The 19,499-nt window shown below is 44.6% G+C and carries 15 protein-coding genes; 13 read left to right on the top strand and 2 right to left on the bottom strand.

Annotated features, from left to right (window positions below; genetic code table 11):
- Positions 1-436 precede the first annotated feature (436 nt).
- From gor to QUB25_RS03480, 9 genes are all read left to right on the top strand, one after another.
- A complete protein-coding gene (gene gor, locus QUB25_RS03520; RefSeq protein WP_333182021.1) occupies positions 437-1,780 on the top strand; it encodes a glutathione-disulfide reductase in 1,344 nt (447 codons plus the stop codon).
- 184 nt (positions 1,781-1,964) lie between these two features.
- Positions 1,965-2,501 carry an opioid growth factor receptor-related protein gene (locus QUB25_RS03515; protein ID WP_333182020.1) on the top strand — a complete coding sequence of 179 codons (537 nt, stop codon included), beginning with the start codon at positions 1,965-1,967 and terminating at the stop codon, positions 2,499-2,501.
- A 55-nt stretch (positions 2,502-2,556) separates the two neighbouring features.
- Complete coding sequence (locus tag QUB25_RS03510) at positions 2,557-3,519, top strand: MoxR family ATPase (RefSeq protein ID WP_333182019.1); 963 nt, start codon at positions 2,557-2,559, stop codon at positions 3,517-3,519.
- A gap of 3 nt (positions 3,520-3,522) precedes the next feature.
- Positions 3,523-4,875, top strand: coding sequence for a DUF58 domain-containing protein (locus tag QUB25_RS03505; RefSeq protein ID WP_333182018.1), 1,353 nt, complete (start codon positions 3,523-3,525; stop codon positions 4,873-4,875).
- Between the two features lie 2 nt (positions 4,876-4,877).
- The gene (locus tag QUB25_RS03500; protein ID WP_333182017.1) at positions 4,878-6,923 is read left to right on the top strand and encodes a transglutaminase-like domain-containing protein; all 2,046 of its coding nucleotides are present in this window, start codon (positions 4,878-4,880) and stop codon (positions 6,921-6,923) included.
- A 384-nt stretch (positions 6,924-7,307) separates the two neighbouring features.
- The gene (locus QUB25_RS03495; protein ID WP_333182160.1) at positions 7,308-7,898 is read left to right on the top strand and encodes a sigma-70 family RNA polymerase sigma factor; all 591 of its coding nucleotides are present in this window, start codon (positions 7,308-7,310) and stop codon (positions 7,896-7,898) included.
- Positions 7,895-8,341, top strand: a complete 447-nt coding sequence (locus QUB25_RS03490) for a hypothetical protein (protein WP_333182016.1) — start codon at positions 7,895-7,897, stop codon at positions 8,339-8,341. Before QUB25_RS03495 ends, QUB25_RS03490 begins: the two co-directional genes overlap by 4 nt.
- 19 nt (positions 8,342-8,360) lie before the next feature.
- Positions 8,361-8,846 carry a Spy/CpxP family protein refolding chaperone gene (locus QUB25_RS03485; protein WP_333059259.1) on the top strand — a complete coding sequence of 162 codons (486 nt, stop codon included), beginning with the start codon at positions 8,361-8,363 and terminating at the stop codon, positions 8,844-8,846.
- A gap of 505 nt (positions 8,847-9,351) precedes the next feature.
- Positions 9,352-11,010 (top strand): ABC transporter substrate-binding protein, encoded by a 1,659-nt coding sequence (locus tag QUB25_RS03480; RefSeq protein WP_333182015.1) that lies wholly within the window; start codon positions 9,352-9,354, stop codon positions 11,008-11,010.
- Positions 11,011-11,062: 52 nt separating this feature from the next.
- Here QUB25_RS03480 and QUB25_RS03475 read toward each other — a convergent pair whose 3' ends face one another.
- Positions 11,063-13,309, bottom strand: a complete 2,247-nt coding sequence (locus QUB25_RS03475) for an SBBP repeat-containing protein (RefSeq protein WP_333182014.1) — start codon at positions 13,307-13,309, stop codon at positions 11,063-11,065.
- Between the two features lie 475 nt (positions 13,310-13,784).
- Here QUB25_RS03475 and QUB25_RS03470 point away from each other — a divergent pair, with 475 nt between their 5' ends.
- Both QUB25_RS03470 and QUB25_RS03465 read left to right on the top strand, forming a co-directional pair.
- A complete protein-coding gene (locus QUB25_RS03470; RefSeq protein WP_333182013.1) occupies positions 13,785-14,336 on the top strand; it encodes an AAA family ATPase in 552 nt (183 codons plus the stop codon).
- A 9-nt stretch (positions 14,337-14,345) separates the two neighbouring features.
- Positions 14,346-15,356, top strand: a complete 1,011-nt coding sequence (locus QUB25_RS03465) for an ABC transporter permease (RefSeq protein WP_333182012.1) — start codon at positions 14,346-14,348, stop codon at positions 15,354-15,356.
- 11 nt (positions 15,357-15,367) lie between these two features.
- Here the strand turns inward: QUB25_RS03465 and QUB25_RS03460 are convergent, their stop codons facing one another.
- Positions 15,368-15,778: a hypothetical protein gene (locus QUB25_RS03460; protein WP_333182011.1), complete on the bottom strand. Its 411-nt coding sequence runs from the start codon at positions 15,776-15,778 to the stop codon at positions 15,368-15,370.
- Positions 15,779-16,296: 518 nt separating this feature from the next.
- Between QUB25_RS03460 and QUB25_RS03455 the strand changes: the two genes are divergently transcribed.
- Together QUB25_RS03455 and QUB25_RS03450 are read left to right on the top strand one after the other, a co-directional pair.
- On the top strand, positions 16,297-18,165 hold the full coding sequence (locus QUB25_RS03455) for an efflux RND transporter periplasmic adaptor subunit (RefSeq protein ID WP_333182010.1): 1,869 nt from the start codon (positions 16,297-16,299) through the stop codon (positions 18,163-18,165).
- A 108-nt stretch (positions 18,166-18,273) separates the two neighbouring features.
- Positions 18,274-19,491, top strand: coding sequence for an ABC transporter permease (locus tag QUB25_RS03450; RefSeq protein WP_333182009.1), 1,218 nt, complete (start codon positions 18,274-18,276; stop codon positions 19,489-19,491).
- Positions 19,492-19,499: the final 8 nt, after the last annotated feature.

Raw genomic sequence — 19,499 nt, 5'->3', positions numbered from 1 at the left:
CCGTGATTGCCCCGATAGGTTAGGGTAGTATCAGTTTTCTATCGGTGCGCTGCGATTAGCCCTGCTCCCCCCTGATTGTTGCCCCTACAACCCCTTGAAAATCGGGAATAGCATCAAAGTTGCGCTTTTTTACAGGGATTTACGGGAGTTCGACTTGGCTATAACGAGCGATCGACAATTCGGTCTTGCCTTCTTGGTAGCGCTCTCAAAAGATAGAAATTTTTATATTTTTTTTGTCGTTCGCTTGTGTTATACTCTAATAATGGGAGTGTGAGCAATTTTATATTAAAGCATAGATTTCTATTTTTTAATAATACCTGGTTAAGGGCAAAAAGTAAAGTAGTAGACCCCAAAAAAAACAAAAAATTTTTGAGATATCATTAAGAAAAGTAAAGCGTAAAATTGGTAAGTTGGCGATAAAAAGGTACAGACAATTATGACATACGACTACGACTTGTTTGTGATAGGTGCGGGTTCCGGCGGATTGGCGAGTTCCAAGCGAGCAGCATCCTACGGCGCAAAAGTGGCGATCGCCGAAAATGACTTGGTAGGCGGAACCTGCGTAATTCGCGGCTGTGTCCCCAAAAAACTCATGGTGTACGCCTCAACATTTTCGCACCTTTACGAAGATGCGGTGGGCTACGGTTGGAGTCCAGTAGAAAGCAGCTTTGATTGGGAAAAACTCATCACCACCGTAGACGCAGAAGTGCGGCGGCTGAGCAAACTGCACATCAGCTTTCTCGAAAAAGCCGGAGTCGAATTAATCTCAGGATACGCCAAATTTATTGATCCCCACACCGTCGAAGTTGGTGACAAGAAATTTACCGCAGCCAAAATCTTAATTGCAGTCGGCGGAGAAGCGCAAAGAGTCCCAATTGTCGGCATCGAACACGCGATTACCTCTCGCGAAATATTCCTCCTAAAAGAGCAGCCAAAACGGTTGGCAATTTGGGGCGGCGGCTACATCGGCGTCGAATTTGCTTGCATTATGAACGGATTGGGAAGCCAAGTAACTCAAATCATCCGCCGCGATTTAATTTTGAACGAATTTGACACAGAAATTCGCACCAACGTGCAAGAAGGAATGATTAAGCACGGAATAAACATTTTGACAGAAAGCTCGATCAACCACATTGAGAAAACCCCAGAAGGCTTAAAATTAACTCTGTCGGGAAAATCCGAAGAAACGCTAATAGTAGACGCGCTGTTGTGCGCTACCGGGCGTCAGCCTAATTTAGAAAAATTGGGTTTAGAAAATGCGGGAGTAGAAACAGATAAAGGTGCGATCGCAGTTACCAAAAACAGCCGCACCAGTCAGCCGCACATTTTTGCTGTCGGAGATTGCACCAACCGCATCAATTTAACGCCAATTGCGATCGCCGAAGGACGCGCTTTTGCAGATACTGAATTTGGCAACAATCCCAGAGCAATCAGTTACGAAAATGTCCCGTCGGCGGTATTTTCGCAGCCGGAAGCAGGTACAGTCGGCTTAAACGAAGTGCAGGCTAGAGCAAAGTTTCCCGACTCAATTAAGTGCTACACAGCCAAGTTTCGACCGATGTTTCACGCTTTGACAGGTGCAGACGAGAAAACTTTTGTCAAGTTAATCGTTGAAACTAATACTGACAGAGTTTTGGGCGTACACATGGTTGGGAAAGACGCGGGCGAGATTATTCAAGGAATGGCGATCGCTGTTAATATGGGAGCTACGAAGAAAGACTTCGACGCGACTATTGGCATTCACCCATCGACTGCTGAAGAGTTTGTAACTCTGCGCTAAAGCGGGGGAAGCAGCCAGGGGTTTAAACCCCTGGCTAATAGCTAAACTCAGTTAAAACCGACTCAAGAAAACTATTTTGAAGAAGAGGCAGGATGCCTGTTCCACACAAAAAATTAATTTTCTGGTTGTGGGGTGGGCGTCCCGCCCGCCCAAAAATACAATTTAGATACAAAACAGCTTATCAATGAGTGATTCAACCAAACAAAACAAAATTTTAGCATTCTATCTCGGTCAGCAGCCTGATTCACAAGGTCGGGCGATCGAGGATATGTGGTCGTGGGATTACCAGAAGCTGGAATCGGTGCACAATTACATTCAATGGCTGTTTCCGCTGAGAGAAAAGAGCCGCTTTAATTCCAGTGCTCCGACTTTAAATGATGAGGTGATTCAAGCTTTTAGAACAACTGAAGAGTTGAGAAGTCGCTTAGTCAAATCTCTAAAAGTCATGCTGGCATTTTACGGGCTGGAATGCCGCGAAGGGGAAAACGCAGAAATTGTAATTGCCAAATCCGAGGAATATTTGTCAAGAAAAAGAGAGTGGATTGAACCATTTAATCACAACTATCTGCGGCTGACTAGGATTCTCACAAGTTTGACAAATTTGGGATTGAAGAATTATGCTTTGGCTCTTTTCAGGTGTTTGGACGAGATATATAATGAAAATAAAGAAATTATTGGTTTAAAAACTTATACATATTGGAAAAATGCTGTAAATAGTTAAATCGGAACAAGCCAATCAGCGGGACAGTAACCGAACGCTACGAACAGAATAAATAATGGATAAAGCAATTACAGAAAATCATGCTCAGTCGGGCAGAGAAATTTATCAAAGGATTTCCAACAACATTCAAAAAGTGGTGAAAGGGCAATCAGCAGCAATCAGGAAATTGCTGTCAGCCTTTGTGAGTGGCGGGCACGTCCTCCTAGAAGATTATCCCGGTACAGGTAAAACTACCCTAGCTAAAGCCCTAGCCTTATCTGTCGATGTCAGCTTTAAACGCATTCAATTTACACCTGACCTTTTGCCATCCGATATCTTGGGCATATCCATGCTCGACCCCAATCAACGCACGTTCCATTTCCACGAAGGTCCAATTTTTGCTAATATTATCTTGGCTGACGAAATCAATCGCTCATCACCGCGAACCCAATCCGCCCTCCTAGAAGCAATGGCAGAATTTCAAGTCAGCATTGACGGAAATTTGCACAAACTTAAAGACCCATTTTTTGTCATTGCTACTCAAAATCCAGTAGAATCTCGTGGCACTTATCCACTTCCTGAAGCCCAAATGGATCGCTTTGCAGTTCAATTTAGTCTAGGATACATCTCGCCAGAAGACGAAGTTAACCTGCTCGGAGATCAAATCCATCAACATCCTATTGATACACTTCAAACCTGCGTTAATTTAGAGGATTTAATTAGCTTAAAACAGCAGGTAAAGCAAGTTAGAATTAGTGAAGAATTGAAACGTTACCTCGTAGATATCGTGAATGCAACTCGCTCAGCCGAAGGCGTACAACTAGGGGCGAGTCCCAGAGCTTCCCTAGCTTTAATGAAAGTTGCTCAAGCATTAGCTTTGTTCGATGGCTATGAGTTTGTTACCCCAGAACACATTCAAGAACAAGCGGTATCAGTAATCGCTCATCGCCTAGTAATGGAACCTCAAGCGCGTTTTTCGGGTAGAATGGCCACAGGTGTTGTTGAAGAAATTATCAAATCTATTCCTGTACCAGCCTAAAAAATGAAACGTGTTTTCTACGCTATTTTTCGCTTCGGTGCGCGCGTAAATCGATCGCGAAAGAAGCGATTGACTAACAATGGGTTAGCAGTGCTTAGCTGCACGCTTTTAGCGGGAATTTTAGGATTAGATACTAATCAGACTGTGACTTATCAAATCTTTACTTTCCTGTTGTCAATTATAGGAATAGCCATAATTTTCAGTAGATTTTTTCGCTTCCGCTTCAACGCAGTACGGTTCTTGCCAAAGTTTGCAACTGTTGGAGTTACTTTAAAATACCGTATTATCATTCATAACAAAACTAGCCAGAGTCAAAACAATCTGAAAATGGGGGAAAATTTTGCCGACACCTGGCCAAGTTTTCAAGAATTTACAGAAACACCTGAACCAGGTGAAGAACAGCGCAATTCATTGGATAAATACTTGGGCTATTATCGTTGGCTGTGGCTGAGTTATAGAAAACAATGCGCCACAGCTAAAGCCATAGAATTGCCTCCTCTCCTACCCAATAGCAAAACAGAAGTGGTATGTGAAATTACGCCGTCATACAGAGGTGTTATCCGCCTGACAGGTCTAACAGTTACTAGGTCAGATCCTTTTGGGATTTGGAATGCTTGTAAAACAATTTCCTTGCCCCAGTCTATCTTAATTTTACCAAAACTATATCATTTACCACCAATTCAGCTTCCTGGCTCAAGAAGATATCAATCAGGTGGCGTAACATTAGCTTCATCCGTAGGAGATTCCGAGGAATTTAGGTCTCTGCGGGATTATCGACCGGGAGATCCGCTACGCAAAATTCACTGGAAAAGTTGGGCAAAAGCAGGTAAGCCAATGGTCAAAGAAGAACAGGATGAATTTTTTGTGAGGCACGCCTTAATTTTGGATACATTTCAAAGTGTAAAATATAGTGAAATTTTAGAAGAGGCTATCTCAATTGCTGCGTCATTATCCTATGAAGTTCAGACTCAAGAATCATTATTGGATTTGATGTTTGTAGTTCAAGAAGCTTATTGTTTTACCTTTGGCAGAGGGCTGAACTCTACTGAAAAAATGCTAGAAATTCTCGCCTCTGTTGCGGCCTGTCAGGATAAAGCTTTTGACTCGCTCACCTCAGTTTTGATGGAGAAAGTCTCTCTCCTAAGTGGTTGTATTTGTATATTCTTGTGTTGGGACGAACCTAGAAAAACATTAGTAAATTATCTGAGAAGTCGCGGTATCCATACATTAGTTTTAATTTTAACAGAGCCAGACGCTCAATTAGATAGCTTAAATTTAGAGTTGATTAAAGATGACTTAACACGCTGCCATATCTTAAAGCTAGGTCAAATACAAGAGGAGTTAATGAAATTATGAAAATGCCAGTTTTTCTTTTGGGTGCTAGTGTAATTTTTTGGGGCTGGCAGACGGGACTATGGTTTTTTGCTTTGCCAATTGCTCTGATTTTAGAGGCAGCTAACTGGTTGCCTTATCGGTGGGATTTTTCAGCTAGTGATTTTAGGCGCATTGCTAATTTCAGCCTGATTTTTTTGTGCTGTTTGCTGGTTTATCTCCTGGTCGCCAACCGCTCTATTTACTTGATATATAATTTGTTGCAGTGGCTTCCTGGTGTATTTTTTCCACTGGTAGCTGCTCAGATATATTCTGTTAAGGAAAGTCTGGATATACGCCTAATGTTTTTGTGGCTAAACAAAGCCACAAAAAAAGCACCACTTAACCCCTTGATGGTGAATCTAAGTTATCCATATTTTATCTGTTGTCTGCTATCCGCTAGTGCGACGAACAGTAGAGAGATCTCTTTTTATGCTGGGATATTTGCCTTAACTGCTATTGCTTTGTGGTCTGTGAGACCGAAAAGATTTTCATCTATTCTCTGGCTGGGTCTGATGTTAATTGCTGGCAGTATAGGATTTATAGGACAGATGGGCCTGCACCAACTTCACCTAGCAGTAGAACAGCAAGCAATCTCATGGCTTAGTCAGGGGAACTCTCAAGAAACAGATTTTTTGAAAAAACAAACGAACATCGGGTCAGTGGGATTATTAAAACAGTCAAATGAAATTATTTTTAGAGTTGCTCCTGAAGCTAAACAGACTCCTCCCCGACTGCTAAGAGAAGCCACTTATAATCGCTACAACTCTTCACTTTGGCTGGCCTTAAATCCTAACTTTGTTCCCGTACAACCAAAGATTAATGGCACAACTTGGGATTTAGGCGACCAACTACCCAATCCATCAACGATTACTATTTCGGCTACACTCCAAGGCAACCAAGGTTTATTAAAGCTGCCAGATGGAACTTTTAAAATTGACGCATTGCCTGTCAGTCAGATGGAAAAGAATAAATATGGCACAATAAAAGTGGTGGGGAAAGTTGATATGCTGGCTTATAGAAGCTACTTTAATAATAATTATTCTGTAGATAGCCCGCCTACAGAAGACGACCTGCAAATACCCAAATCCGAAATAGCTGCACTGAATAAAATCCTCAGTCAAGTGAATACTCAAGGAAAGTCGCCACCAGAAATATTAGATAAAATAGAGTGGTTTTTCATGAAAAATTTCGTTTATTCACTGAAGCTGAGGGGCCAAGATAATGATGCTACGCCTCTATCAACATTTTTACTGGACACTCGCTCTGGACATTGTGAATATTTTGCTACCGCTGCGACACTTCTCCTGAGAAAACTCGGTATTCCAGCCCGTTATGCTGTTGGATATTCTGTTCACGAATTTAGTTCTTTGGAGAACCAATATATTGTAAGAAGTCGCCATGCTCATGCTTGGACTTTGGCTTATATCGCGGGAAAATGGCAAGCTTTCGATCCTACGCCTTCTGATTGGGAAAGCATGGAGGATGCTGCTGCTCCCCGATGGGCATTTATCTCTGATTTATGGTCGCTATTGAGTTACAAATTTTTGCTGGGGTTGCGGTATTTATCAGGTAGCAATGGATTGAAGTATGGGGGAGTCATCCTGCTGGCATTAATATTTTTTTGGAGGTGTAATCCTAATTTTAAGAAAAATGTACGCCTTTTATCTAACAAGCAAAGATGGCTAAAAGCTATTTATAACAAAGATTCTTTGAGTCCGAAATCGGAATTTTATTTAATCGAACAGGCATTAAATGAGTCGGGATTGATTCGCCCTCCTTCCGAGTCTTTAAAAAATTGGATCGAGAGGTTAAAAAAAGAAAAACCGGAATTATATGGTCTCGAAGAGTTAGCATTGTTGATAGAGATTCATTATTGCGCTCGCTTCGATCCAGAAGGAATTCAAGACGCACAAAAAGCTGAATTTAAATTGGCAATTCAATCCTGGATCGAGCAATATCGCAGACAGGCGATCGCCTCAAACTCTCAGATTAATAAAAGCGGTAAGTCTACTATAGCTTTTCTCAGGTAGATGATGTACAGATTGAGATTTTAAATAGGGGGATTGAGGAGTTTTTAATTGATTCGTAAATTCCCCAATTATTCAATTATTTAATCTAAACTTGTACCTCCCTTAATTGATAACCGCTATACATAGCTTTTCTAAATCACTTGTAAAAGTAACGCTTCTGGGGCGAGTCAGAGCGTCCATTTTCTCAACCAAGGCTGGGACTCTGGATCTGGGTTCCCAGGTTTACACCTCGGAACCCGTTAATTACAGGAAAAATCAGGACACGGCAGTGGCGTTTCCCTACCTGCCGCCTCGTCGAAAAAAAATTTTAAATCCTTTGAACCTTTTTTGCGATCGCCCTGTCTAAACACTTCAGATAACGAACTGGTGGGGGAGACTTCACAGGTGTTAGCTGTGTCAGCCAATGTTTTAACCGATGACTGTTCCGACTCGGACTTAGTTGCTCAATGTTTAAAGGGCGATCGCACTTGCTTTCGCTACCTTTACAAACGCTACCAACACAAAGTCAGGTCAACCCTGTACCAACTCTGCGGCCCGTCACTTCTTGACGATTTAGCACAAGAAGTATTTCTGCGAGTGTGGAAAGGATTGCCCAAACTCAAGCACCAGGAAAACTTTTCTACTTGGCTTTATCGAATCACTTGGAATGTGGCTTCCGACCAAAGACAAGCATTTGCTAAACAGCATTCTTTTGACTCCCAACTTAAAAATCAAGAAGTAATGGATGGGGTTATTCTCAAAGATAATACATCCGACTTGATGCAGTTGCACTATGAAGATTTAGTGCAGCGGGGACTGGATCAACTGAGCTTTGAACACCGCAGCGTTTTGGTGCTGCACGACCTAGAAGACATCCCGCAAAAAGAAGTAGCCCAAATTTTGGGACTGCCAGCAGGAACTGTCAAATCTCGCGTGTTTTATGCCCGAAATGCTGTGCGGCAATTTTTGCAAAAAGAAGGTGTCAGCGAGCTATGAATAACCCAAGCAGCGACCAAGAGTTAGTTAATTTCTTGAAGCGACATCGCCCCAATATTCCTGAAGCTGTACCAGATTTAGAGCAAAAAATTCTAGCAGCCATCGAAAGTAATCAGGCGAGTGTGTTCCATGAAACCCACCCCCAAAAAACGCGAGCCAGTGCCTCAGCTAAGTCTGATGACCGGTTAAAAATATCCTCTGTTTCTAAGTGGGCTTTCTCGTCTGCGATTGCTGCTAGCCTGCTAGTTTTTTGGTCGGGCTACCGTCCGTTTGAGACTGCACAATTGCCAGATAAGGAAACAGCTCAGTTAGAAGCATTTTTAGTTACTAACTGGGAGGGCGTACTGCATGATTCTCCCCAAGAAAATATGACCGATCGCTCACAAACAGACTGGTTGACTTTCAGCCAGGGTGCTGACAGTGAACCGCCAACAAATAAGTAATATCAAAGAGGCAATTTTCATGTCAATTCGTCGTATTTCTGCCCTAGCCGTTTTAATGCTGACTCTCGGCAGCACAGCCGCAGCAATAGCAGTTCCCAATCCCATAGAACCGGAAACAATTGCACAAAACCAGCGTCCCAATCGACCAGGTGGCAGGGAAGGTGGGATGTTCGAGAAACTTAATTTAAGCGCAGACCAAAAGCAGCAAATGCAGGCAGTTCGCGATCGCTACAAAGACCAAGTTTCCCAGCGGATGCAAGCAGTCCGCCAAGCCAGACAAGAATTGGACACGATGATGTCCGGCACGGCAAATGCCAGCGAAATCCGTGAAAAACACCGTCAAATAATGGGATTGAGACAGCAGTTTGAAGAGGTCCAATTTGAAATTACACTCGCAATGCGAGAAGTGCTCACTGCCGAACAGCGCAGCCAATTAGCTCAAATGATGCAGCAGCGCCGGCAAAATGCTAAAAACCGGATGCAAAACGGTCAAAAACCGCAGTAATTGACGAGTAGTTTTGAGTGAATCGCAGGGTGCTTACGCACTCTGCGATTTATTAGTTCAAGCTCCCAGATCGGAAGCATCTAAAGGAAAGCAGCTAAGCTAGAAATTGGACTTTTGAGGCAGGAGGCAGAAGGAAAGAGGAAGAAGAAAGGAGCCATAAGAAGTGTTTTTACAAATATGAGATGTTCCCCCCAGATTCATGGAGTAAATCTAAAATCTAAAATCTAAAATCTAAAACCTCAAATCGAATGACCCTTCTAGCTGGGGCGCCAACGTTAGCTTTCATGCTGGTTGCGTCGCCTAATGTAAAGGTGTGGGTTGAGATTTTCCCCTCCGGCATGATATCATCAGGCTGCTATATTTGGTTTGTTAGTTGAGATTAGATTTTAATAGAGAATTTACTAAATGAAGTGCCGATAAGGCAGAAACTACAGAGGTGAGAGAAAGAGCAAATTAGAAATTTATTGATATGAGTACAATTTTCTATTAAACCGGAGCGATTGAAATGAGATTGTTAAAACCCTGGCGTTTAGTTTTATTAAGTCTAGTTTTTGGGATGGCTGTAATTTTATCCAATTGCGGCACGCCCTCAAACACGGTTAGCAATAATTCTCCAACTCCAACAACTCCTGCTGCGGTTCCGGCGGGGGCTTTAGTTTACGGTGCGGGCGGGCCGCCGGTCAATCTGGAACCGGGAAATATTACTGATGGCAATTCGGTGATTGTTATCGACCAAATTTACAATCGCTTGACTGATTTCAAACCGGGAACTGTGGAACTTGAACCGAGTCTGGCTACTGAATGGTCAAGTTCTAAAGATGGTAAAACTTGGACTTTTAAGTTGCGTTCGCGGGTAAAGTTTCACGACGGTACGGATTTTGATGCGCAAGCTGTAAAGTTTAATGTGGATCGCTGGTGGGATGCCAACAATCCTAACGGTTATCGAGAATCTGGCAAAACTTATCCAATTTGGAAGAATTTTTTTGGTGGTTTTAAGGGAGATAAAAATTCCCTGGTAAAAGATGTGGCAGTTGTTGATAAGTTTACAATTAAGTTTGTTTTAAATCAACCTTTTGCTGCTTTCCCCTCGGCGATAGGGTCTGGTTATTTCGGGATGGCGAGTCCGGCGGCGGTGAAAAAAGCGGGTGCTAAATACGGCACTCCGGGGTCGCTGGCGGTGGGTACGGGGCCTTTTGTGTTTCAGGAATGGCGATCGGGCGATCGCATTGTTGTAGAAAAAAATCCTAATTATTGGAAAACGGGTACACCAAAAGTCAATCAATTGGTAGTTCGTTTTGTTGACGATCCGGCGGCGAGACTGGCTCAGTTGCGAGCAGGACAACTTGATTTTACTGTGGATTTAACGCCAGATCAATTGAAAGAAGTTCAGGGAGATGCTAATTTAGAAGCTGTTGTGCGACCTTCTTTTAATGTCGGTTATTTAGCCTTAAATCCGAGTTACGAACCTTTGTCAAAACCGGAAGTCAGGCGGGCGATCGCCCAAACAATTAACAAGCCAGCAATAGTCAAAGCTTTCTGGGGAGAACTGGGAAAATACGACTCGCAATTTATCCCGCCTGCGCTGAATTGGGCTGCGTCTGATAAAGTTAAAGATTATGAATTTAACCCGCAGCAAGCTAAAGCAATGCTGGCGAAAGCCGGTTATCCGAACGGTTTTGATTTGGATTTGTGGTATATGCCCGTCAGCCGTCCCTATTTTCCCACGCCGAAGCCGATTGCTGAGGCTTTGGCGGCGGATTTGAGCGCGATCGGGATTCGGGTAAAATTGCTAACAAAGGATTGGTCTGCTTATTTAGCCGATCGCCTCAAACCTCCCGGATTTCAAGCTTTTATGATGGGTTGGACTGGAGATTACGGCGATCCAGACAATTTTTATTATCCTCACTTCGGGCCTGGTTCCACGGGGGATTTGGGAAATTGGAAAAATCCTAAAGTTCTGGAACTTTTGGAACAGGGGAGGGCGAGTGGCGATAAAGCAGCTAGGGCGAAAATTTATGCGCAAGTTAGCGAGATTTTGCACGAGGAAGCTGTGCGTTTGCCGATCGTACATTCGCAGCCGCTTTTAGGGAAACGCAAGAATATTCAAGGTTGGATTCCGAGTCCTTTGGGTTCTGAGTCTTTTGAGGAAGTGAGCAAAAATTGAGAAGTTAGAGCGAGATGTACCCTACAGATAGAGTTTATGCGTAAGTGATGTTTTAGAGGAAAGTGAAGTCGGCAGCATTAATTTGACTCGCCGATATCGTGATCAGAGATCCCAAGATTTGTCCTGTTGGCACAAACCGGATTAAAGTTGCACTGTTACTTTGAGTGATTGCTAATTGAGAGAAGGTGATACCGCTAGCAAGTGTGAGCAAATCTTTCTCGTCTTCAAAATCTAAAATGGTATCCGTTCCGACATCAAGTCCTAAGAGGAATAGATCGCTCCCCAAACCTCCAATTAAACAATCATTTCCCAAGCTGCCAAATAGGGTATCATTTCCCTGACCGCCGTAGAGAGTATCATTCCCTTCACCGCCAATGAGACTGTCAGAAGCGCCATCGCCAAATAAAACATTCTCACCGTTCCCCGCAAGCAAAGTATCATTGCCCTTGCCACAGTAAAGCGTATCATCCCCGTTGCTACCTTCGAGAAAATCATTTCCTTGATGACCCTGCATCCAATCATTGCCATCAATACCGCTGAGGGTATCGTTTCCCTGTTTACCGCTAATGGTATCGTTGCTGCGATCGCCTAGAAGGATATCGTCGCCATCAGTACCCATAATTGGAGAAGAGTTCTGCGTTGGTGCCGGTGTGACAGATGGCGTTGGTGTTGATGTCGGACTGGGCGTTGGCGTGATTGAGGGCGTTGGTGTTGATGTGGGACTGGGCGTTGGAGTGATTGAGGGCGTTGGTGTTGCCGTAGGAGTTGGTGTGAAAGTAGGCGTCGGCGTTGTTGTGGGAGTAGGCGTCGATATTAGTATCGGTGTTGGTACTGGTGTTGGTGTGACTACCTCTGTGATTGTGCCGAGTTTAGCAATCCAAATATCTTGACCGCCTGCATTTGGGCCTCCCAAAGCGCCGTTAGTTTGTCCCGTGAGATAGAGATGGCCAGCGCTATCGAGTGCTAATTCTGAGGAGGAGTCAGATTCAGCAGTCCCGAATTGCTTCAGCCACAACTGGTTGCCATTGCTGTCGTACTTAGTTGCCCAAATATCTTGACCGCCTGCATTGGTGCCTCCCAAAGCGCCGTCGGTTTCTCCTGTGAGGTAGACATTGCCAGCGGTATCGACTGCTAAGTCTGAGGGGGAGTCAGATTTTGCAGTCCCAAATTGCTTGAGCCACAACTGATTGCCATTGCTGTCGTATTTAGTTGCCCAAATATTTTCACTGCCTGCATTGGGGCCTCCCAAAGAGCCGTTGGTTTCTCCCGTCAGGTAGAGATTGCCAGCGCTATCAAGTGCTAAGTTTGGGCGGAAATCATCTTCAGGACTCCCGAATTGCTTGAGCCACAACTGATTGCCATTGCTGTCGTACTTAGTTGCCCAAATATCTTCACTGCCTGCATTGGGACCTCCCAAAGAGCCGTTGGTTTCTCCAGTCAGGTAGAGATTGCCAGCGCTATCCACTGCTAAATCTGAGGGGGCTGTGATTTCTCCGTAGTCAGAGTCAGCAGTCCCGAATTCCTTCAACCACAACTGATTGCCATTGCTGTCATACTTGGCTGCCCAGGTGTCAACATCCGGTGGATAGCCTTTTGAAAAGTTATAGTTTGTGCCCGTCAGATAGACATTGCCACTGCTGTCCACTTTTATGCCATCGGAGATGTCGTGGGTGTCAGAATTGACATTCTTCAACCACAACTGGTTGCCACTGTCGTCATACTTGGCTACCCAGGCGCTTTTGGGGCCTCCACCTGCACCTGAAGTTGTATAGCCACTTGTTCCTGTCAGGTAGACATTGCCAGCAGTATCCACAGCTAGATCTGAGGGAAAGTCATCAAAGTTTCCTAAAGCGAACTGCTTGAGCCATAACTGGCTGCCTGTGCCGTCATACTTAGCTACCCAAGCGTCGTATTTGTCAAAATATCCCAGTGGTGAAGCGGCAGCAGTGCTTCCTGTCAGGTAGATATTGCCACCACTATTAACAGTCACTTCACTGGGATAGTTATTACTGCCCCCTAACTGCTTGAGCCACAACTGACTGCCACTGCTGTCATATTTGGCTACCCAGGCATTTGTACTTGGATTGGTGCCACTCAAAGGGTCAAAGGTGCTTCCTGTCAGATAGACATTGCCTGCACTGTCAAGTGCTGCGCTCTGGAAGCGATCGTCATTGGGTGTGCCGAATTGCTTGAGCCATTCAAAGCTAGGCGCTAGTTTTCCAATAGCCAGTGTGGTTTCAGGGATTGTACCTGCAACGGCATCTGCGATCGCGCTTGCTGATATTGTTGAGGAAGGCATAATACACCTCACAAATTCATTTATGTCACAAAATGCGTATATTCCGGTTAAAAGTGCGATCGCTCGTTTTTATCTAGTGCTAGTGCGATCGCCTGCAAGATTCAGCTCAAATAAAATCTATTTTACAACAGCCTATGTCTGCGTAAGTATGTGCGTAAGTATGTCACTGTCGCTCAAAATATCTTCTCTTTGGTTCCTCATACTTTACATAAATTTACTTTTAAATTTTTATTCTTCTTCTCACATCTCAAATCTCACATCTAATGAGGAAGTTAGCGAGATTTTGCATGGAAGCTGTGCGTTTGCCCATCGTACATTCGCAGCCGCTTTTAGGCAAACGCAAGAATATTCAATGTTGGATTCCGAGTCCTTTGGGGTCTGAGTCTTTTGAGGAAGTGAGCAAAAATTGATAGTTTAGATCGAGACACCTCTCCTCGGTTCTCATACTTAACTTGAATTTACCTTAACAAACAGTATGGACAGCAATCCGCAACCTGCAAATCATCAGCCACAAATTATTTTGATTACCGGGAACATGGCTGCCGGGAAATCAAGTGTGGCCCAATCACTTGCCGAACGCTTGCCCAAAAGTGTCCACCTTCGCGGCGATATCTTTCGTCGCATGATTGTGAATGGACAGGCCCAAATGGCGTTAAATTTGTCAGCCGAGGCATATCAGCAGCTTCAACTGCGGTATCACCTGGCAGCAATGGCAGCGCGACACTATCTCCACGCTGGTTTTACGGTCGTTTATCAAGACATCATCATTGGTTCGGCACTGGCTGAGGTACTTGCCACTTTCCACGATGTGCCGTTGTCCGCGATCGTTCTGTGTCCCAATGCAGAAGTTGTAGCGGCACGGGATGTAGCAAGAACGAAAACCGGATATGCCAACGAAACAATGGTTTATGCCTTCGATCGCATTCTCCGTACCGAAACTCCTCGCCTTGGCTACTGGCTGGATTCAACCAATCTAACGGTAGAAGAAACGGTCGATCGGATTTTGGCAAATTTGCAAAGTGAATGAGATCAACTGATGTTTCAATATATTGTTAAACGTTTGCTGGGACTATTGCCAGTCCTTTTCGGAATCACTCTGCTAGTATTTATATTTTTGCATTTGATACCGGGAGATCCAGCTACAGTGCTTTTGGGAGAACGGGGAACTCCCGAACAGGTGGAAATATTGAGAGCTAGATTAGGTTTGAATCAGCCTTTGCCTTTGCAATATTTTGCTTTTTTATGGAGTTTGATCCGCTTTGATTTGGGAAATAGCATTATTAGCGGTATTCCGATAATTGATGAAATTATAATTCGCTGGCCTGCTACTTTTGAACTGTCTGTGGTGGCGATGTTGGTGGCACTTGTTATCGGAATTCCGGCGGGAATTTTGGCTGCTGTTCGGAAAAATAGCTGGCTGGACAATCTCGCGATGAGTGGTTCGTTAATTGGCGTATCTTTGCCAGTGTATTGGTTGGGATTGATATTGATTTATTTGTTTGCTGTTTATCTGAAATGGCTGCCTCCTAGCGGGCGGATTAGTGTAGATTTGGGGTTTGGTTTTAAGTCGATTACGGGTATTTATATTTTGGATTCTTTGCTGAGGTGGAATTTAGCGGCTTTGCGGGATGCGATCGCCCATTTAATCCTTCCAGCTTTGACTTTAGGAACTATTCCTCTGGCTATTATAGCTCGTATCACTCGTTCTGCGATGCTGGAAGTGCTTTCTCAAGATTACATTCGCACTGCAAGGGCTAAGGGATTGCCGGAATATTGGGTGATTTTGAAACACGCTTTGAAAAATGCGTTTTTACCGATCGTCACAACTATCGGTTTGCAGTTCGGCACTCTTTTAGGTGGCGCTATTCTGACTGAAACGATTTTCTCGTGGCCGGGAATTGGTTCTTGGATTTATACGGGTATTCTGACGCGGGATTACCCAATTGTCCAAGGAGGAGTAATTTTTGTGGCTGTAACTTTTGTACTGATTAATCTGGTGGTTGATATTTCCTATGCTTTTTTCGATCCGAGAATTCAGTACCGTTAATGAAAAGGAAATCAGACCCGAAATGCTTGTTTAACATCCGGTCGCAGCAGGTAGTAAATGCTAGCCACTGCAAAACCCAGAGTTAAAAAATTGACTGCTGTACCGCCGCTGCCCAACATTTTGGTAATTTGCGTGAGGGTGGCAAGGATATGGACAATTAACGTTCCCGTCCAAGCCCAATTTTTGAGTTGAAACAAGCCCCAAGTTAAGAGTAAGGAGAGGAGGCCTAAAATAAAACTTATCGCAGCAAAAATTGCAATGAAACCACCGATTACCGTGCCAACTTTTGCCCCGCCGAAAGCCGCACCAAGACCGCCAAAAATGCCAGCAAAAAGTAAGATGAACAAGCCGTCAAGGAGGCTGAAGACGCCGCTAATTAGCTGCAATATTGCCAAAACAGTAACGCTTTGAGGACGATTCATTGTTTTTTTTGTCCATTTTTAACGAATTTGAAAAATATTTTAACCTGTTGTGGACACAGGGCGGATATGTATTCAGGACTTACGCACCGCTACCCGTGAAACTGGGTTTATGAGAATTAAGTGTGTCCATACTGTATCGTTACGAGCTTAGCACTGGCAGATCCCGCTGCGATCGCTATCACGAGTCCGCAATAACCTACTGTAGTCGATCGCCCGCTGCCAGATCGGCTTTTCTTGGTGGTGAGGAGCGCGCTCCTAGATCCCAAAAATCATATTTTTTGCTAAAATATATTTTTTTTTTGCAGCAACCGGAAGCGATTCTGTTTGAGCCCACCTCTTTAGGCTGAAAAAACTTAACATTTTTTAATAACTTGCAAAGATTAGCTATAATTGTTTACAGGTGCTGGTTGGGGAACTTTTTTAAATTCACCCGATCGGATGAGTCTGAAAGACGATGCCAAGCATCAGCAAAAATTTTACCTTTAAGGTAATCCTGAGATTAAATTAGGTGAGTCGGTATGATCGTTAGCCCTAAAAAGGAAACTGCTCAGGTCAAAGTGGAAGATTCTCAGACTCTAGACACCAAGGCCGCAGAGACCAAAATTGCAGATAATAAAACCGCCCAAAAGCAGTCTCCGAAGAAACCCGCGCGCAAACCGCAGCGGTGGGCGATTGGGTTGGTTGCAGCCGGGTTGCTAGCTGTACCGACCACTATATATGTAGCAAAAAGTCGATCGCAGCCCAAAGTAGATGCGATCGCCACTATGACAGTGCCGGTGGAAGCGCAAAACCTCACGGTGCGGATCACGTCCAGCGGGACGGTGCAGCCGGTACAGCGCGTGAATCTCAGCCCCAAAGGCTCGGGGCGCATAGCAGAATTGTTTGTAGAACAGGGCGATAAAGTCGAAGCAGGACAAATCGTTGCCCGCATGGAAAGCCGCGATGTAGAAGCTCAACTAGCTCAAGCTAAAGCCCGCGAAGCCAGCGTGCGAGCCAAACTCGCCAAAATCGAAGCCGGGAATCGATCGGAAGACATCGCCAGCGCCCGAGCGCGCTTAGATCAAGCCCAGGCCAGTCTCGCGCAAGCCCAAGCCGGCAGCCGCGTTGAAGAAGTTGCAGGAGCCAGAGCCCGCTTGCAGCAAACTCAAGCTGGCTTGCAGCGACTGCGAGCCGGCAGCCGCGTTGAAGAAGTCAGCCAAGCGCGAGCTCGTTTAGCCCAAGCTCAAGCTCGTTTAGCAGACGCTCAAACCGGCAGTGTCAAACAAGAAATTGCCCAAGCACAAACGCAAATTGACTCGAGTAAAGCCCAAGCCGAACTAACCGCTCAACGGGTGGAACGCAATCGGCCGCTAGTGGAAGAAGGTGCTCTGGCTAAAGATAAACTGGATGAGTTAATTAAAGAAAATCGTACAGCCCAAGCTAAATTAATAGAATCTCAAAGACGCCTGCAACAACTGCAAGAAAATCGGCTGTCGCAAATTCAGCAACTGCAAGCTGCTGTGCAAGTCGAGCAGCAAGCATTGAACCAATTGCAAAACGGCACGCGATCCGAAGAAATTGCCAAAGCCGAAGCAGAAGTTGCCGAAGCTAAAAGCAAATTAGCGCAAGTAGAAAACGGCAACCGTCCAGAAGAAATCGCCAAAGCCGAAGCAGCAGTTGCTGAAGCAAAAAGCCAATTGGCAGCACAAGAAAATGGTTCTCGCCCGGAAGAAATAGCTCAAGCTCAAGCTGAATTAGCCGAAGCTCAAGCTCAAGTCCGCTTTCAAGAAGTGCAGTTAGAAGATACGAAAGTTCGCGCTCCTTTTGCTGGAATTATTACCCAAAGATACGCCATCCAAGGAGCTTTTGTAACTCCGGCAACTTCTGCCTCGGAAGCTACTTCGGCAACTTCGACATCGATTGTCGCTTTAGCTAGAGATGTGGAAGTTTTGGCGAAAGTCCCGGAGGCTGATATCAGTCAAATTAAACCGGGTCAAGAAGTTGAAATAGTCGCCGATGCTTATCCAGACAAAGTGTTTAAAGGCCGCGTTAAATTAATTGCGCCGGAAGCTGTTAAGGAACGGGATGTGACGCTATTTCAAGTGCGAGTTGCCATTGATACGGGCAAAGAGTCGCTGCAATCGGGGATGAATGTAGATTTGAGATTTGTCGGTCAAAAGCTGAGCAATGCTTTAGTTGTGCCGACGGTGGCAATTGTGACTAATAAAGGTCAAACGGGTGTCCTAGTTCCCGATGAGAAACAGCAGCCGAAGTTTAAGCCTGTTACTGTTGGATCGACTATTGGCAACAAGATTCAGATTTTAGAGGGTGCTGCTGCGGGCGATCGCGTTTTTACCGAACTTCCTCAAGGTAAAAAGCTAGAGGATATCATCAAGAATCAAAAGTAGTCATTTGAGTGCTATCCTCTCGCGCGCGAGTCATTAGTAGGGTGCGCAATGCGCACCTTACCCAATTACCAATTCCTTAATCTAAAATCTAAAATTCTAAATCGAATTATGGATATTGTTGAAAGCGTCAAAATGGCTGTCACAACTTTGATGGCAAACAAGCTTCGCAGCACCTTGACGATGTTAGGAATTATCATCGGCAATGCTTCGGTAATTTCTATGATCGGTATCGGGGAAGGAGCTCAAACATTTATCGAGGGACAAGTTAACTCTCTGGGTTCAAACTTGCTATTTATTATTCCCGGAAGTCCTGAAGCGCAAAGCCGGCCGGTGATACCGCCACAGACTTTAGTAGTGGAAGATGCAGAGGCGATCGCATCTCAAGTTCCTTCTGTCCAAGAAGTCGCACCAACTCTCAATGACAGTCAACTCGTTACTTACCGCAATAAAAACGTTTCATCTTCCATTGTCGGAACTACCCCAGAATTTCTGACAGTTAGAAGCTTTGATGTCGGTCAAGGTCGATTTTTAAGCAAATTAGATTTAGAAAGACAAGAAAATGTGGTTGCTTTAGGATCGGAAGCAGCAGAACAATTGTTTGGCAATACACAACCAGTTGGCCAATACATTCGCATCAAAAATTCGAGCTTTCAAGTGATTGGAGTCATGCAGGCAAAAGGTTCCAGCTTTGGCGACAATCAAGATATGAACGTTTATTTGCCGCTGACAACAATGGCAAATCGAATCGTGGGTCGCTCGTCTCCCTACGGTACAAAAGTAACATTTATTTCGGTTGCTATCAAGGATGAAACTATGATGCAAGCAGCCCAATTTCAAATAGAAAATTTGCTGAGATTGCGGCATAAAATTACTAAGGAAGATGATTTTACAGTCCGAAATCAGAAAGATTTGATGAATACTTTGGGCAGTATTACTGGTGCTTTGACGTTGATGTTGGCTTTCGTGGCGGCAATTTCGCTGTTTGTCGGCGGCATCGGGATTATGAATATCATGCTGGTTTCTGTTACGGAACGCACGAAGGAAATTGGATTGAGAAAGGCGATCGGAGCTTCTCAGCAGGATATCCTAATTCAGTTTATGATCGAGTCTGTGATTTTATCAGCGGCAGGCGGGGCGATCGGCACTGGATTTGGTATCGGCGGCGTGCTTTTAGTAGCTGCTTTTACTCCCCTGCAAGCTAGCGTTTCCCCAGTGGCGATCGCACTTGCAGTCGGTGTTTCCGGCAGCATCGGCTTATTTTTCGGCATCGTACCTGCAAAACAAGCTGCTAAATTAGACCCGATTGTGGCTTTGAGAAGTGCTTAATCAGTTTG

The organism is Microcoleus sp. B3-D7 (assembly GCF_036705305.1).
Lineage (GTDB): Bacteria > Cyanobacteriota > Cyanobacteriia > Cyanobacteriales > Microcoleaceae > Microcoleus.
This window is presented reverse-complemented; position numbering and strand designations above follow the sequence as displayed.

Bases quoted from the DNA above. Each gene is read 5' to 3' on its own strand.
- QUB25_RS03500 (WP_333182017.1), top strand. From the start codon at position 4,878: ATGCCAGTTTTTCTTTTGGGTGCTAGTGTAATTTTTTGGGGCTGGCAG.
- QUB25_RS03510 (WP_333182019.1), top strand. From the start codon at position 2,557: ATGGATAAAGCAATTACAGAAAATCATGCTCAGTCGGGCAGAGAAATT.
- QUB25_RS03470 (WP_333182013.1), top strand. From the start codon at position 13,785: ATGGACAGCAATCCGCAACCTGCAAATCATCAGCCACAAATTATTTTG.
- QUB25_RS03485 (WP_333059259.1), top strand. From the start codon at position 8,361: ATGTCAATTCGTCGTATTTCTGCCCTAGCCGTTTTAATGCTGACTCTC.
- gor (WP_333182021.1), top strand. From the start codon at position 437: ATGACATACGACTACGACTTGTTTGTGATAGGTGCGGGTTCCGGCGGA.
- QUB25_RS03460 (WP_333182011.1), bottom strand. From the start codon at position 15,778: ATGAATCGTCCTCAAAGCGTTACTGTTTTGGCAATATTGCAGCTAATT.
- QUB25_RS03480 (WP_333182015.1), top strand. From the start codon at position 9,352: ATGAGATTGTTAAAACCCTGGCGTTTAGTTTTATTAAGTCTAGTTTTT.
- QUB25_RS03490 (WP_333182016.1), top strand. From the start codon at position 7,895: ATGAATAACCCAAGCAGCGACCAAGAGTTAGTTAATTTCTTGAAGCGA.
- QUB25_RS03475 (WP_333182014.1), bottom strand. From the start codon at position 13,309: ATGCCTTCCTCAACAATATCAGCAAGCGCGATCGCAGATGCCGTTGCA.
- QUB25_RS03455 (WP_333182010.1), top strand. From the start codon at position 16,297: ATGATCGTTAGCCCTAAAAAGGAAACTGCTCAGGTCAAAGTGGAAGAT.
- QUB25_RS03515 (WP_333182020.1), top strand. From the start codon at position 1,965: ATGAGTGATTCAACCAAACAAAACAAAATTTTAGCATTCTATCTCGGT.
- QUB25_RS03450 (WP_333182009.1), top strand. From the start codon at position 18,274: ATGGATATTGTTGAAAGCGTCAAAATGGCTGTCACAACTTTGATGGCA.
- QUB25_RS03465 (WP_333182012.1), top strand. From the start codon at position 14,346: ATGTTTCAATATATTGTTAAACGTTTGCTGGGACTATTGCCAGTCCTT.
- QUB25_RS03505 (WP_333182018.1), top strand. From the start codon at position 3,523: ATGAAACGTGTTTTCTACGCTATTTTTCGCTTCGGTGCGCGCGTAAAT.